The organism is Halobacillus amylolyticus, assembly GCF_022921115.1.
GTDB classification, from domain to species: domain Bacteria; phylum Bacillota; class Bacilli; order Bacillales; family Halobacillaceae; genus Halobacillus_A; species Halobacillus_A amylolyticus.
The window spans coordinates 3,927,760-3,940,931 of the sequence record NZ_CP095075.1 but is presented as its reverse complement, the minus strand read 5'-3'; the positions used below and the strand labels follow the sequence as shown (position 1 = coordinate 3,940,931).

The 13,172-nt window shown below is 40.6% G+C and carries 9 protein-coding genes and 3 pseudogenes; 2 read left to right on the top strand and 10 right to left on the bottom strand.

Annotated elements, in window-relative coordinates; all coding sequences use genetic code 11:
- Positions 1-8: 8 nt before the first annotated feature.
- Entirely contained in the window at positions 9-230 is a 222-nt protein-coding gene (locus MUO15_RS19775; RefSeq protein ID WP_245032063.1) for a YozQ family protein, read from the bottom strand.
- Between the two features lie 104 nt (positions 231-334).
- Here MUO15_RS19775 and MUO15_RS19770 point away from each other — a divergent pair, with 104 nt between their 5' ends.
- Both MUO15_RS19770 and MUO15_RS21770 read left to right on the top strand, forming a co-directional pair.
- A complete protein-coding gene (locus MUO15_RS19770; RefSeq protein ID WP_245032061.1) occupies positions 335-1,471 on the top strand; it encodes a zinc-dependent alcohol dehydrogenase in 1,137 nt (378 codons plus the stop codon).
- Between the two features lie 61 nt (positions 1,472-1,532).
- A complete protein-coding gene (locus tag MUO15_RS21770) occupies positions 1,533-1,667 on the top strand; it encodes a hypothetical protein (RefSeq protein WP_256464153.1) in 135 nt (44 codons plus the stop codon).
- 15 nt (positions 1,668-1,682) lie between these two features.
- On the opposite strand, the gene hpaB is transcribed toward MUO15_RS21770, so the two are convergent.
- From hpaB to MUO15_RS19730, 9 genes and pseudogenes are all read right to left on the bottom strand, one after another.
- Positions 1,683-3,128 carry a 4-hydroxyphenylacetate 3-monooxygenase, oxygenase component gene (gene hpaB, locus MUO15_RS19765; protein WP_245032059.1) on the bottom strand — a complete coding sequence of 482 codons (1,446 nt, stop codon included), beginning with the start codon at positions 3,126-3,128 and terminating at the stop codon, positions 1,683-1,685.
- Between the two features lie 132 nt (positions 3,129-3,260).
- Positions 3,261-4,555, bottom strand: a pseudogene (gene aceA / locus MUO15_RS19760) (isocitrate lyase).
- Positions 4,556-4,695: 140 nt separating this feature from the next.
- Complete coding sequence (locus tag MUO15_RS21765) at positions 4,696-4,824, bottom strand: hypothetical protein (protein ID WP_256464152.1); 129 nt, start codon at positions 4,822-4,824, stop codon at positions 4,696-4,698.
- Positions 4,825-5,166: 342 nt separating this feature from the next.
- A complete protein-coding gene (locus tag MUO15_RS19755; protein WP_245032057.1) occupies positions 5,167-6,099 on the bottom strand; it encodes an aldo/keto reductase in 933 nt (310 codons plus the stop codon).
- A gap of 76 nt (positions 6,100-6,175) precedes the next feature.
- Positions 6,176-7,975: an IucA/IucC family protein gene (locus MUO15_RS19750; protein WP_245032055.1), complete on the bottom strand. Its 1,800-nt coding sequence runs from the start codon at positions 7,973-7,975 to the stop codon at positions 6,176-6,178.
- Positions 7,954-9,308, bottom strand: a pseudogene (locus tag MUO15_RS19745) (lysine N(6)-hydroxylase/L-ornithine N(5)-oxygenase family protein). Before MUO15_RS19745 ends, MUO15_RS19750 begins: the two are co-directional and overlap by 22 nt.
- A pseudogene (locus tag MUO15_RS19740) lies at positions 9,295-9,833 on the bottom strand (GNAT family N-acetyltransferase). The pseudogenes MUO15_RS19745 and MUO15_RS19740 overlap by 14 nt, the downstream one beginning before the upstream one ends.
- 16 nt (positions 9,834-9,849) lie before the next feature.
- A complete protein-coding gene (locus MUO15_RS19735) occupies positions 9,850-11,649 on the bottom strand; it encodes an IucA/IucC family protein (protein WP_245032053.1) in 1,800 nt (599 codons plus the stop codon).
- Positions 11,646-13,169, bottom strand: a complete 1,524-nt coding sequence (locus MUO15_RS19730) for a pyridoxal phosphate-dependent decarboxylase family protein (protein ID WP_245032051.1) — start codon at positions 13,167-13,169, stop codon at positions 11,646-11,648. The genes MUO15_RS19735 and MUO15_RS19730 overlap by 4 nt, the downstream gene beginning before the upstream one ends.
- Between the last annotated feature and the right edge of the window lie 3 nt (positions 13,170-13,172).

The window sequence follows — 13,172 nt, the reverse complement described above, 5'->3', positions numbered from 1 at the left end:
CTCTTTTTTTATTTCTTGCGTTTTCTTGTAATTGACTTTCCTTCATGACTCACAAGCCGTCCATCCTTATCAACCTGGTCAATTTGGGCATCGTACGTTCCCTCGGTCAACGTGTCAGTCACTTGCTCATGCGTAGTTGCTAACCCCTGGGACGTATCATCCCTCCGCTGATAATCAGCCGCTTCATAATAACGTTCACCAATCGATTCTTGTTTTTTACGCTTACTCATAATAAAAACCTCCTTTATTCCCTCATAGCTTTTGCTAAACGGCAAAGAATAACCACACATGCTACTTATCCACTATTGCTTATATTAGAAAAGGAGAACTCAATATGAAGGCTGTTACTTACCAGGGAATTAAGGATGTCAAAGTGAAGGAAGTACCTAATGCAACCATTAAAAAAAGGGATGATATTTTAGTAAGAATCACAAATACTGCCATCTGTGGATCAGACCTGCATCTAGTCCACGGCATGATCCCCCACTTCCCTGAAGATTATATCATTGGACATGAACCAATGGGCATTGTTGAAGAAGTCGGCCCAGAAGTCACTAGAGTAAAAAAAGGGGATCGGGTGATCATACCATTTAACGTTGCCTGTGGAGAATGTATGTATTGCAAAATGGATCTTGAAAGTCAATGTGATAACTCAAATGAATATGGTGAAGCTGGCGGTTTTCTTGGTTATTCCAATACATTTGGTGGTTACCCAGGCGGACAGGCCGAGCTCCTGCGTGTCCCTTATGGAAACTTTACACCATTTGTTGTTCCGGAAGATAGTGAACTAGAAGATGAGAAGTTACTTTTCCTATCTGATATTATTCCGACAGCTTACTGGGGCATTGAACAAGCAGAAGTCAAAAAAGATGATACGGTCGTAGTCCTCGGCTGCGGTCCTGTTGGGTTGTTAGCCCAAAAATTCGCCTGGATGAAAGGAGCAAAAAGGGTTATTGCCATTGATTATGTAAAATATCGTTTAGAACACGCTAAGCGCACAAACAAGGTAGAAGTATTTGACTTCTCAAAAACAAAAGACCTTGGCTCCCACATCAAAGAGATTACGGGCGGCGGTGCTGATGCCGTCATTGATTGCGTGGGAATGGACGGAAAGAAAAATGTTGCTGAGATGGTTGAAAGTGCTTTGAAACTCCAAGGTGGAGCAATGGGCGCTATTCAGCTGGCAAGTAAAATCGTGCGAAAAGGCGGAACGATAAGCCTCGTTGGGGTATATGGAACACGTTATAATCAGTTCCCGCTCGGTGATTTCTTTGCAAGGAACATCACATTAAAAATGGGTCAAGCACCAGTGATCCATTACATGCCCGAATTATATAAAAAAATTAAAAATGAGGAATTTGATCCAACCGATATTATTACACACCGTCTGCCGCTTGACAAAGCGGAGCACGGCTACGATATCTTTGATGAAAAGCATGACGATTGTATAAAAGTTATCTTGCAGCCGTAAGAGATAAAATGCGGATAAACGTTTGCTTAGTAAGCCAGACTAATCAATGGAGGTGTCGCTTATGAGCAAGAAAAGTAATTCAGACAAAAGAAAAGTTGACCCTACGGTAAACAAACAAGGCTTAACGGAAGATGTCGCAGATCAACAGCCTGATTCACAGTTAGAGCAACGTGCTAAAAGACGAAATACAAAGTAGAACAAGCTGACTTTCTTAGTCAGCTTGTTCTTTTTCCATCATCTTTTTTACAAAAGTGGTATGTGCCTCTGTTTGATAGGTTTGATAAATGATTTGTGATAATCTGATCGGATCACCAAAAAAGAACCTTTCATATAACGACTGTCTTGAACCAAACCCACTCATACATAGATCAAAAGCTAAAGTAAATAATTGGACACGTTCACGCCCTCCGACTTCAAACCCTTGCAAATAATGATCCAGCTTACTTCCAATCGATGATCGAAATTGTGCTTCCTCTGGGATCGTAACCATCCCACTCGCTCCAAGCAATTGGATGATCTCAGTAAATCTCGGGTAACTTTCTTGGAACTGATTGACAGCTACGTAAAGTGGCATCCGCTTGGGAATCATGATCCCTTGGGCATTACGCGTAGCATTTTTTTCTGAGGCAAGCAGTAATGCTTTTGAAGACTCAAGCCCCTTAATAATCTCTGCCACTTTGCTTTGGACATGCTGATATTCACTTATATTAATTGTATCGACGATCATTTGCGCCAAACCAAGAATAAACTCTGCCTTAATTACTTGCCTTGAGACAATTTGGTGGAGGGTAAAGGGTACAAAGTTTCCTTTTGTATAAAACTCGTTCGCTGCTTTAATATTGTCATAAAAAAACACGCGTTCCCAAGGCACAACCACCTCATCAAATAGGACGATTGAATCCATCTCTTCAAATCGTGAGCTAAGCGGTGAATTATAGCTGGAATCATCACTTACAAACGATTTCCTACAGATAAACTTCAAGCCTTCTGTATCACTAGGAATAGAAAAAGCAAACGCATGAGCTTTATCCTGTACTCCCGGGGCTGAGAATACAATGATCTCGTCAGTGATCCCCCCTTGAGTTGCCAATAGCTTTGCTCCACTGATTACGAGTCCTTCCTCGATTCGTTTAACCACTCGCGCATTGGTTACATCCTCTTCTATAAATGCCAATTTTGAACGATTATTTTGAGGATTTACGAATGTATGTGTGAAGGATAGATCATGTGTACAGGCATACTCATAAAACCTTTCTAAACGCTCTGGGAAACAATTTGGTTCACCCTTTAGCACATGCACTGAACTCGCAAAGGCAGCTAACACCGTATTCATATAATCTGGACTTCTGCCCATTAACCCCGCTGAATGGCGGGCCCATACTTGAATCATTTCTCTTCGCCGCTCCAGATCAGCCCGTGATTTAGGAATTAAATAGGACATTCCTGTACGTTCTTCATCAGAATTAAGAGCATATGTCATCCTATCCTGTAGTCTCGTTATGTGTTGTAAGTCATATAATTCGGCCTGACTTTTTATGATTCCTTTAAAAGCTGGATGTTCGGAAATCTTCCCCTTCACTCGTTCTCCTTTAATCCATACGTCTGTCTTCAGTCGATTTATTCTTTCCTTATACTGCTTTCCTGTTCGCACTCCCATACCATCACCCCTTCGTTCGATCCCATGAAGTTCGTTATCATTTTATGATTTGGTGGATAGAGTGTGCCTAAGATGATGCGGCAGGAAGAGGCAGCAAATAAGGCCCACCTCAAAGTCGGTGAGCCTTATTGCTTAGGATTGCGTTACTGTCTCATTTTTAAATTGTTCAGACTCCGTTGATCCTTTTAATGCTGTGGTTGAAGAGGTTCCACCTGTAACCACTTGGGCCACTTCATCAAAATAGCCTGTGCCTACCTCACGCTGGTGACGAGTCGCGGAATAGCCGTAACGCTCACTGGCAAACTCAGCTTGCTGCAACTCAGAATAAGCCTCCATTCCCCGCTCTTTATACTGACGAGCAAGCTCAAACATTCCGTGATTAAGTGCATGGAATCCAGCCAATGTGACAAACTGGAATTTATAGCCCATTTCACCTAACTTTTGCTGAAAATGAGCGATTGTAGCATCATCAAGTTTATGCTTCCAGTTAAAGGATGGCGAACAATTATAGGCTAGGAGCTTTCCTGGAAACTTTTCATGAATCGCTTCGGCGAATTGTCTAGCTTCCTCTAAATCCGGCTCAGATGTCTCACACCATACCAAGTCAGCATAAGGGGCGTAGGCCAATCCGCGAGCAATTGCTTGATCAATGCCTGCTTTTGTTTTGAAAAATCCTTCTGGTGTCCGTTCACCTGTCATAAATTCCTCATCAATTGGATCAACGTCACTCGTAATCAAGTCGGCTGCATTGGCATCCGTCCGGGCGATGATAATGGTTGGTACCCCCATGGTATCAGCGGCAAATCTGGCTGAGATTAAGTTCCGGACAGCTGTCTGTGTTGGCAGAAGCACCTTTCCACCAAGGTGCCCGCATTTTTTTTCAGAGGAAAGTTGGTCCTCAAAATGGACAGCAGCTGCCCCAGCTTCAATCATCCCTTCATTAGTTCAAAAACGTTCAGCTGCCCGCCAAACCCTGCTTCTGCATCAGCAACGATCGGGGCAAACCAATCGGTCTCGCTGTTTCCTTCCATGTGATGAATTTGATCCGCGCGCTGCAGAGCCTGGTTAATACGTTTGACCACCTGCGGGACACTATTCGCCGGATATAAACTTTGGTCTGGATACATGTGTCCAGACAAATTGGCATCTGCCGCTACCTGCCAGCCGCTTAAGTAAATTGCCTTTAACCCTGCTTTAACTTGCTGCATAGCTTGATTTCCGGTCAATGCCCCAAGTGCATGAACAAACTCTTCTTCATGAAGCAGTTTCCACAGTTTTTCTGACCCTTTTTCAGCTAATGTGTGTTGTATATCTATAGATCCTCTTAGGCGAATCACATCTTCCGCTTCATAGGGCCTTGTTACTCCTTCCCATCTGTCTGATTGTTCCCATTGTTGACGCAAGCTTTCAACGCGCTCATTCCCCATAGCAATTCCTCCTTGTAATTTTTCACTAAAATCCTAATTAAGTTCATACCCTGCTGATTTAATCTGTATTGCCCAGCCCTTCACTGTTATATATTATAAGTTATTTTTTAATAATGTTATATAACAACAATGACGAAAAATTATTCTTCTTCTTTCTTAGCTAGGCAATGATTACACTCCATCATATATGTGTAGTTGCTCCCCTCTATCTCCGCACCACACTGCGGGCAAGGTATTCCAACTGTTTGACGCGTTTGATTCGTTTTCATTTTGCTTCCTCCTTTTTTATAACAGATTTTATTTTCTCTATCTGTTATAAAACAGTTTACGATGGATGAGGTGGAAATGCAACCATTAATTTGAATTTTTCTAAAATTAGGTGATCTATGCTATAAAAAATGGCCGCCTCCTGGTAGTGAAGCGGCCATTTTTAGAAGCATCAAATTTTTATGCGCGATTTAGTGAGGTATTTGCGTATTTCAGGGAGTTTTTTCGTAGTTAACTCGTTTTATGCACGATCTGAGGCCAATAAATGCGTATTTACAATTCTCGCCTATTTTCATGTTCACTATCAAAAAAACCCGCCCAATCAAGGGCAGGCTGTCTACTTACTATGAGAATATCTGATCAATCCGCTCCACTTCATCATCCGTAAGCTTAACGTCCATTGTCCGAAGATTATCGACAACCTGACTTTTCCGCTTCGCCCCAGGAATAATCGCATCAACAGAATCACGGGTTAAGTACCACGCAAGGACAACATGTGCTATCTCGGCTCCTTTAGATTCAGCAATATCACGGACTTTCTCTACTTTTTCCAGGTTCCGTACAAACTCTTCTCCCTGAAAAAGAGGGTTCTCCGCACGAATGTCATCAAATGTTGCGTTTTTATCATACTTACCTGCTAACAAACCTGATGCCAGCGGAAAATAGGGAACGAAAGTAATATCATTCGTCGCTGTATAGGGAAGTAATTCCTGTTCTGCTTCACGTTTGAACAAATTGTATTCCGACTGGATTACGTCAACGTAACCATCTTTATTCGCTTCTTTCAACTGGTCCACAGAAAAGTTGGACACCCCAATCGAGCGTATTTTACCAGCATCCCTCAATTCCTTCAACGCGCCCACAGCTTCATCCTTAGGTGTATTTTCATCAGGAAAATGAATATAGAACAAATCAATGTAATCCGTCTGCAGCCGATTCAGACTGGCATCGACCGCTTCTTTTAAAAAGGCAGGAGAATTATTAAACACAACATCATCTCCTTTAAATTGGTGAGCTCCTTTTGTTGCGAGGACAATCTCATCACGTTTCCCATGCTCTTTCACCACTTGTCCTGTCAGCTCTTCTGAACGTTCCGGACCATAAATAAACGCTGTGTCCAGAAAATTCATGCCATGTTCAATCGCTGTTCGAACAACATCCTTGCCTGCTTCCTCGTCCAAATCAGGATATAAATTATGTCCGCCGACCGCATTTGTGCCAAGACCAATAGGATTCACTTTCAGATCAGATTTACCTAAACGTATATGTTGTACCATTATTTCATTCCTTTCAGAGATAATATGACACATAATACGTTCTACCACTTTTTAACAAAAACGAAACCTTTTGCTTCTATTTTATCGTCAAACGAGCCAAAGCATTGGTAACTTTTCCAAACTCTGAAGCGTGCGGACGATCCTCGCCATCTTCGTATCCATAGTCAACCATGCGGTTACGATTTAAACACAGCTTAGTAAACTCCCCCTTAAAAAAATCAAACAAACGAAAACGGTCTTCTAAATGCGGGAATTTGTTTTGATAATCAATAATCGCACCAGCTAATTTATCCCAAAACTCTCTTTCAGGCAATAACTGATGGTTGTCCATAATGGACGCCAAGTATCGTAAATGACAAATGAATAACCCTGTAAAAATAAACTGAGTCAGGCCTTCCGGCGGTTCACTTCTTAGTACTTGCTTAAGCTCATCTGGCAGCGCATTCAACTCCTCAAAAGGCTGGTCACTAATATTGACATCATCAACAAAATCTTTCACAGCTAACCGATGTGGTTTATAATTTTTTAAAACAAGTATGGTATTTTGACCATGCGGGGAAAATACCGTCCCATATTGATACAGAAAATGGAGAAGTGGATCCATCACTACTTGGAACAAGTCATCAATCCACTTGTCTGCAGGAAGATCAGAGTTCTCGATTAAACTTTGTATAAGAGGCTTTTCCTGTTTATCTTCATGAAGCAAGGCAGCTAACGTGATAGCCTGCTCCCCTTCTTCAAGGTATGAATAAATGCTTTCTCTAAAAATGACACCTAGCATTTCATGGTATTGATAAGGAGCTTGCTTGATCTGACCATAATAACGATGATCGACATTAATACTAGCGACTTCACCTGGCAGAATCACCTGGCATTCATCTTTTAAAAATGAGTCTTTTTCATAAATACCTTTGATAAATTCTGTTATTTGTGGGGCAATGACAGTTCTTTCAGATGGGAGCCCTCTATATACAAGTGTATTTAAAATGCTCATCGGCAGTTTGACATGATTTTTCTTGTGATCCGTTTGATTAACAAATGTTCTAATCGATTGCTGTGGTAGATAGTCATCTTTTCCCTCCCCTAATGGAATAAGATATCTGTTTGCTATCTCCTCAGCGAACTGTTGAATAATCACATTTTTCCATTGCCACACGTGGACGGGCATAAAGTAGTAGTCCTCTGGTTGAACTCCGTATTTCCTTATCTCATTCGTAAATCGCTCAATTTCAACAGTGGATAGCTCTTGATCGATAAGGGTTTCATAAGAAAGGCTCTGGACAGAATGAAAATTTGCCTTGCTGTGATGGACAGCAATCCAGAGTAATTTTACTTCCTGCTGTTGTTCAGGGGCGTATGCCAAATAGTCATCATAACCGAACCCGATTCGCCCCTTGTTGTACGTAATCCAGGGGTGCCCCGTCATTTCCCCTTCAAGCAACGCATAATCCTCATGTATTAATTGATCAGAGCTTGGTGCATCCTCCCTTGAGATATGGGCATCAGCCAACAATGTGTGATTTAGTTCTTTGATTAAATGACTAACCGTTTCAGGTGACATGGCAATTAGTTGTTGTAAATCAAGGAGCAACTCAATCGCACTTGCTGCCTCTTTCACATCTCCATCTTCCACGACTTCAACAGAGTCTGCTCGAACATCGAAGCTATCAAAATACCGCTTTTTCGCGAGAAATTGATAGGACTTACATTGATTAATAACGAGTCTATATGCTGTAAGCTCACCCTCAGAAATAACCTCCGGCTGAATCATATCCTCATACATATATTCAGAAATCATCTTGGCTAAAAGCTGTTTGTTCACTTGTCCCCATCTTCCCTTGTTCAAAACTTCTTTTAGCTCATCCTTGTATAACATGCTACCCCTTCTTTCTGTGATTGTTTTACAGTCCCAAACGTTTGAAAAACATTTTGATCCTGCAACGGGAAGACTTCTCTTCCGGCGATACTGTTGATAATGACAGCATTTCGATAAGCACCCAGGCCAAGATCAGGAGCCCCCACACCGTGTGTATGCATTTCAGCGTTTTGTACAAAGATCGCATTGTCACTGGAAATTCTATAGTCTTGTGCTACTTGATATCTTCCCTGATCATCCCGGTTAATAAGATGAGAAATTGGAGAGAGAAACTGCGGGTTCGCCGTTTTATAACCCGTTCCAAGGATGACAACATCACTTTCATGTTTAAAGTCCTCCCTGTTACCGAGTGACGTCCTTGCATGGTCCACTTCGAACCTGCTTGATTAATAGACATGATTTCGGACATCGCTTGTAAGTGAACATTCATGCTTTGGTTTCCGACCGTTCCTTCATACAGACAATCGTATAATTCTGAGATCGTTTCCATACTGATTCCCTTGTATAAAAGATCCTGATCCTTTACTAGTCCATCCTTCTTATGTTGGGATAATTTATAAAAGAACTCAGTATAATCTGGTGAAAAATATTCAAGACCTAATTTTGAATATTCCATTGGAAAAAAGCCTTTAGACCGTGTGTACCAATGTAATTCAGTTTCTTCTCCCTTTTCTTTCAGCAAGTCCAGAAAAACCTCCGCTGCACTTTGTCCTGATCCTACTACCGTAATCGAATCTGCTTTTGATACCCTTTCCTTGTTCACCAAATATTCTGAGGTATGAAAGAGTGTCTCCCCTACATTGTTGTGCAGATTTGAGGGGATAGCAGGTACAGAACCTATCCCTACAACAAGGTTCCTCGTCAATAATCGCTCGTTTCTCTGTTGAATAAGATTTTCAACATGCACTTCATACACTTCTTCTCCATCATCCAGTTGAAATTTATGAACAGATTGTACATCCATACTAAACTTGCATCTACTTAATTGATTGGATACCCAACGACAGTAGTGGTTATATTCCTTACGTGAGATATGAAATTTTTCGAGAAAATAAAAATGATATAAACGCCCATGCTGCTGCAAATAATTCAAGAAACTATATTCACTCTTTACATTCGCCATACTTACGAGATCAGCCAAAAAAGGAACTTGTAGTGTGGTGCCTTCGATCATCATTCCTGGATGCCAATCAAACTCCTGCTTCTTATCAAGAAACATTCCATCCATCTCATCTACGTCGTCTAATAACGCAGCAAGCCCTAAGTTAAAAGGTCCTAAACCGATTCCGATGACATCATAAACCTGTTCTTTGTCTTCCTCATGAGTAGACATGTGCCCACCTCTTTTCATAAATATCGCGCTCACAACACATTAACATCGCTGTTTTATCAGGCAGTTTAATAGGTTTCACTTGTTTAAAACCGCATTTTTCAAAAACATGGATCATTTTCTTATTTCTATGATCAGGTTCAGCAATCACTCTTTGAGTGTTTAGATAGTTAAATTGGACGCTTACCATAGCCCTTAATAGTGGAAGTGCCAGCCCTTTGCCGAGGTAATCTTTTTCACCAATCAGCAGGTGAATGCCTTGATCAAATGGTTGTGCCGGATAACTGCCTTCCACCACATCCCCTTCACCCAGTAAGACTCAAAGTAGCTCATAGGCTGGCCGTCCAGTAGTCCTATATATAAACACTGATGCTGATCATCCATTGCTTTTTCCATATGCTCCAACAATTCCTCTTTAGAAAAATTGAGTTGCCAATATGGAATAACATGACTCTCATGCATCCATTTAAAAACAAACTGGAAATCCCTTTTTAAATCAAATGGCCTAAATGAAATCGACTGGTTTATCGTGTGATCAAAAACCTTATGTTCCATATACTTCTTCCTCCTCTCTAAAAAGAGGATTGTCCACACGAGTATATACAGACTGATTTTCTAATGTACCTTCCAATTCATCCATGTCATAGAATCGGGTTAACAGATTTGCTTTACAAGGCAATGTCGGGTCATTCAAAAGCGAATTCAATAATGTTAGTGATTCATTTGTTTGGTCGTGATGGTACGCTAGTCGTTCTCTTAAAACATCGAGTAAACGTTCTTCTGTAATTAACCGATTCATTCCAAAGCTATTGATTAAACCAAATAGATGATTTAAGAAAAAGTAATATCTAAACCGTTCAACAGCAATTTCATCAGAACAAATCGTATCACTTTTCTCATTTAATTCTGGTAAATAGGCTCTAAGAAGATCCACTTTCGATTCGCTGAAATAGTACCCCTGATTATCACGGTAATAAAAATGAGCGGGGTATCCGTTTTCCAACTTTACTAAGGAATTTTGTTGATGAGCCTCCAAGGCAATTCCATATGTTTTGTACAACCACATCAGCGGATCCAGGGTTAATGATAAATATCGCTTAAACCAATCCAGGCTGACTGCTTCTAATGACCTTCCTTCAGTCGTGGCAATATTCTCTATGACTACTTGTAATCTCGACCGTTGACTATAAGCATGGTCCTGACATAATCCAGCAATCAACGTAATTTGATCACTTTCTAAATGAAAAGGATTGTTACGTAGAACGACATCATAGGCCGAACTTGAGTGAGGCAGCTTAAGTTTGATATAGGCAGGATCTTGGATCACTTCAAAATTGGGGTGAGCTTTGGATAGACTCTCTCCAACTTCTGTGTTTAACAGATGAGAAACCTCAACCCCTCTATCTAATTCCTTTTGCTGATTGATTCGTAACGAATTCGTAATTTTTATGGGTAGCGAAAACTTATACATGTATTTGGAATCTTTCCTAAACACGGTACGGAATGATGATGTCGGTGAGTATTTTGAACCCATTGGGCCTAGATAAACCAGCTCTTTCTTATCCATCAAAGATAAAACTTCATCCTCTTCAAGCATTTCCTTAGCTTGTAGAGGATGGATTGGGAATACCACCGAATTCTCACTTTCCTCAAGAATTTGCTCTAAGGTTTCAACGTCTATTTCGGGATCACTGTTCAGCTGTTCTATCATTTGATCACCCGCAGAATCACATAAACTGCTGTCTTGAATGATATAATCTTTGTTCACCCTAAAATAATGGAGTTGGAAATCCCCCTTCATTTCAGGTGAGTAGAGCTCGTCTTCTTTTTTTGATATCCCTTGTTTACTTTTAGGTGTCGGATGCAATAAGTGCCCCAATAATAGCGATTGTTCCGCTTCAATAAAATCAAAGTCTTCCTGGACTAACTTCTCCGCTTCCGCACTGCGATATTCGATATACCTTTTCATGTTCTGACAGCTGAGAATCACTCTTAGCATAAGTTCATCCTGCGCTTCCTCTTGTTGATGCTTGAGAGACAGTTCTTTCGTAATTAAGGAAACGAGTGAAATATAGTCAAGAGAAACAAGTTCATAACTGTCTGATATTTTTAAATAGAGTGGAAATATCAATTTATGACGTCCTGTAAGCGACCAATAATCAACAGGAAAGAGAAGCGTCCTGCTTTGGTATGGCAACGCACAGACAATAACTCTTTCTACGTTCATCGTTAGCTGTGGTAAATTCTTGCTGCTTTCTATTTTGTATTGACCTGTTTCCCGTAGATAGCAATTGACGAAGCTTTGCATCGTGGCTTTCTCTGCCACTAGTCTAGAGTCAGTCATTGGATCATCCTCCTTTTTTCCAGTTCCTTAACCCCAAGAAATTCTATCTCCTTTATAATAGATTGGATATTTTGAATTTCCGTCCTTGGATTAAGCAAAGTAAATTTTAAATACGTAGCCTTTTGAACTTTGGTTTTTGCAATAACAGCTATTCCTTTATGCAGCAACTGTTGTTGGATGGAATGATTCAACGTATTTAGTTGTTCTTCAGGAACAGCCTCAGGTTGAAATCGAAAGATAACAGTATTTAACTCTGGATTTACATTTAATACGTTAAATGCTTCTAACCTATCGATGAGCTGTGCGGATTTTTTAGCAAGTGAAAAAGTGTGATCAATCATTTCACGAAAACGATCTATGCCAACAACTCTTAATGAGACAAAAAGTTTAAACGCATCAAATCGTCTCGTAGTCACAACAGATTTGTTTACTAAATTAACAATTCCTTCTGCTTCATCTGATTCAGGATTTAAATAGTCAGCGTGATGGTTTGTATAGGTAAATGAACGGCTATCATTGACTAGAAAAGCACCACAACTGATTGGCTGATAAAATAATTTGTGAAAGTCTACAGTAATCGAATCTGCGGATTGAATCCCATCTAACTTATAGGCATGAGTATGGCTTACTATCAATGCTCCGCCAAACGCAGCGTCGACATGAAGCCACAACCCATTCGAGTGAGCTGCCTCAGCCAGTTCTGCAAGTGGATCAATGCTGCCAAAATCCGTCGTCCCGCAAGTCCCAACTAAAGCAAATGGTAAGGAGCCTTCTTCCCTTAACTCACGTAATTTTTCATATAAGTGAGGGACACTGAGCCTATGATGATCATCTGTTTTTATTGTTACGACCGCATCCGCCCCTAACCCTAGCTGCGAAGCGGACTTCTGGACAGTAAAGTGAGCTTCCACAGAGCATAGAATTTTCATCCTTTTAAAGCCTTCAGGTAACCCATGTTTTTGTACAGTACATCCCCAATACTTTTCACAAAAGGAATCCCTGGCCAATAGAAGCCCCATATAATTGGATTGGCTGCCCCCGCTTGAAAATACTCCATCTGCTTCAGCGGGAAGCCCAAATCGATTTGTTAACCATGAAATCATTTCTTTTTCTACATAGGTAGCTGCTGTACTTTGTTCCCATGAATCCATGGATTGATTAAGTGAACTGATCATCATTTCAGCTGCGATCCCAGAAAGTAATGGAGGACAATGTAAATGAGCTACACTCTTCTCATGGGATATATGAAGGCTGTTTTTTAAAATAGGTACATCTATTGCCTCTAAAAAATCACTTAATGATTCCCCTCGCTTAGCTAGCTGGGACAACCCAAGGATTTCTTTTTGGATTTCAGATGGTTTCTTACCAATGTATGGACGATCAACATTAGAAAAAACTTCCTTAAGTTTAGTTGATACTTGTTTCACAACATCTTCATAAGCCTCTATTCCTTTAGGTCCTTTGTGCAAAAACAGATCATCGAATGGTTTGTTATCCTTCGTTTGATATATGGATTCCACTGG

What these genes read in the sequence shown, in the direction of transcription:
- MUO15_RS19775 (WP_245032063.1), bottom strand. Translation starts at nt 230, where the DNA reads ATGAGTAAGCGTAAAAAACAAGAATCGATTGGTGAACGTTATTATGAA.
- MUO15_RS19770 (WP_245032061.1), top strand. Translation starts at nt 335, where the DNA reads ATGAAGGCTGTTACTTACCAGGGAATTAAGGATGTCAAAGTGAAGGAA.
- MUO15_RS21770 (WP_256464153.1), top strand. Translation starts at nt 1,533, where the DNA reads ATGAGCAAGAAAAGTAATTCAGACAAAAGAAAAGTTGACCCTACGGTA.
- hpaB (WP_245032059.1), bottom strand. Translation starts at nt 3,128, where the DNA reads ATGGGAGTGCGAACAGGAAAGCAGTATAAGGAAAGAATAAATCGACTG.
- MUO15_RS21765 (WP_256464152.1), bottom strand. Translation starts at nt 4,824, where the DNA reads ATGAAAACGAATCAAACGCGTCAAACAGTTGGAATACCTTGCCCGCAG.
- MUO15_RS19755 (WP_245032057.1), bottom strand. Translation starts at nt 6,099, where the DNA reads ATGGTACAACATATACGTTTAGGTAAATCTGATCTGAAAGTGAATCCT.
- MUO15_RS19750 (WP_245032055.1), bottom strand. Translation starts at nt 7,975, where the DNA reads ATGTTATACAAGGATGAGCTAAAAGAAGTTTTGAACAAGGGAAGATGG.
- MUO15_RS19735 (WP_245032053.1), bottom strand. Translation starts at nt 11,649, where the DNA reads ATGACTGACTCTAGACTAGTGGCAGAGAAAGCCACGATGCAAAGCTTC.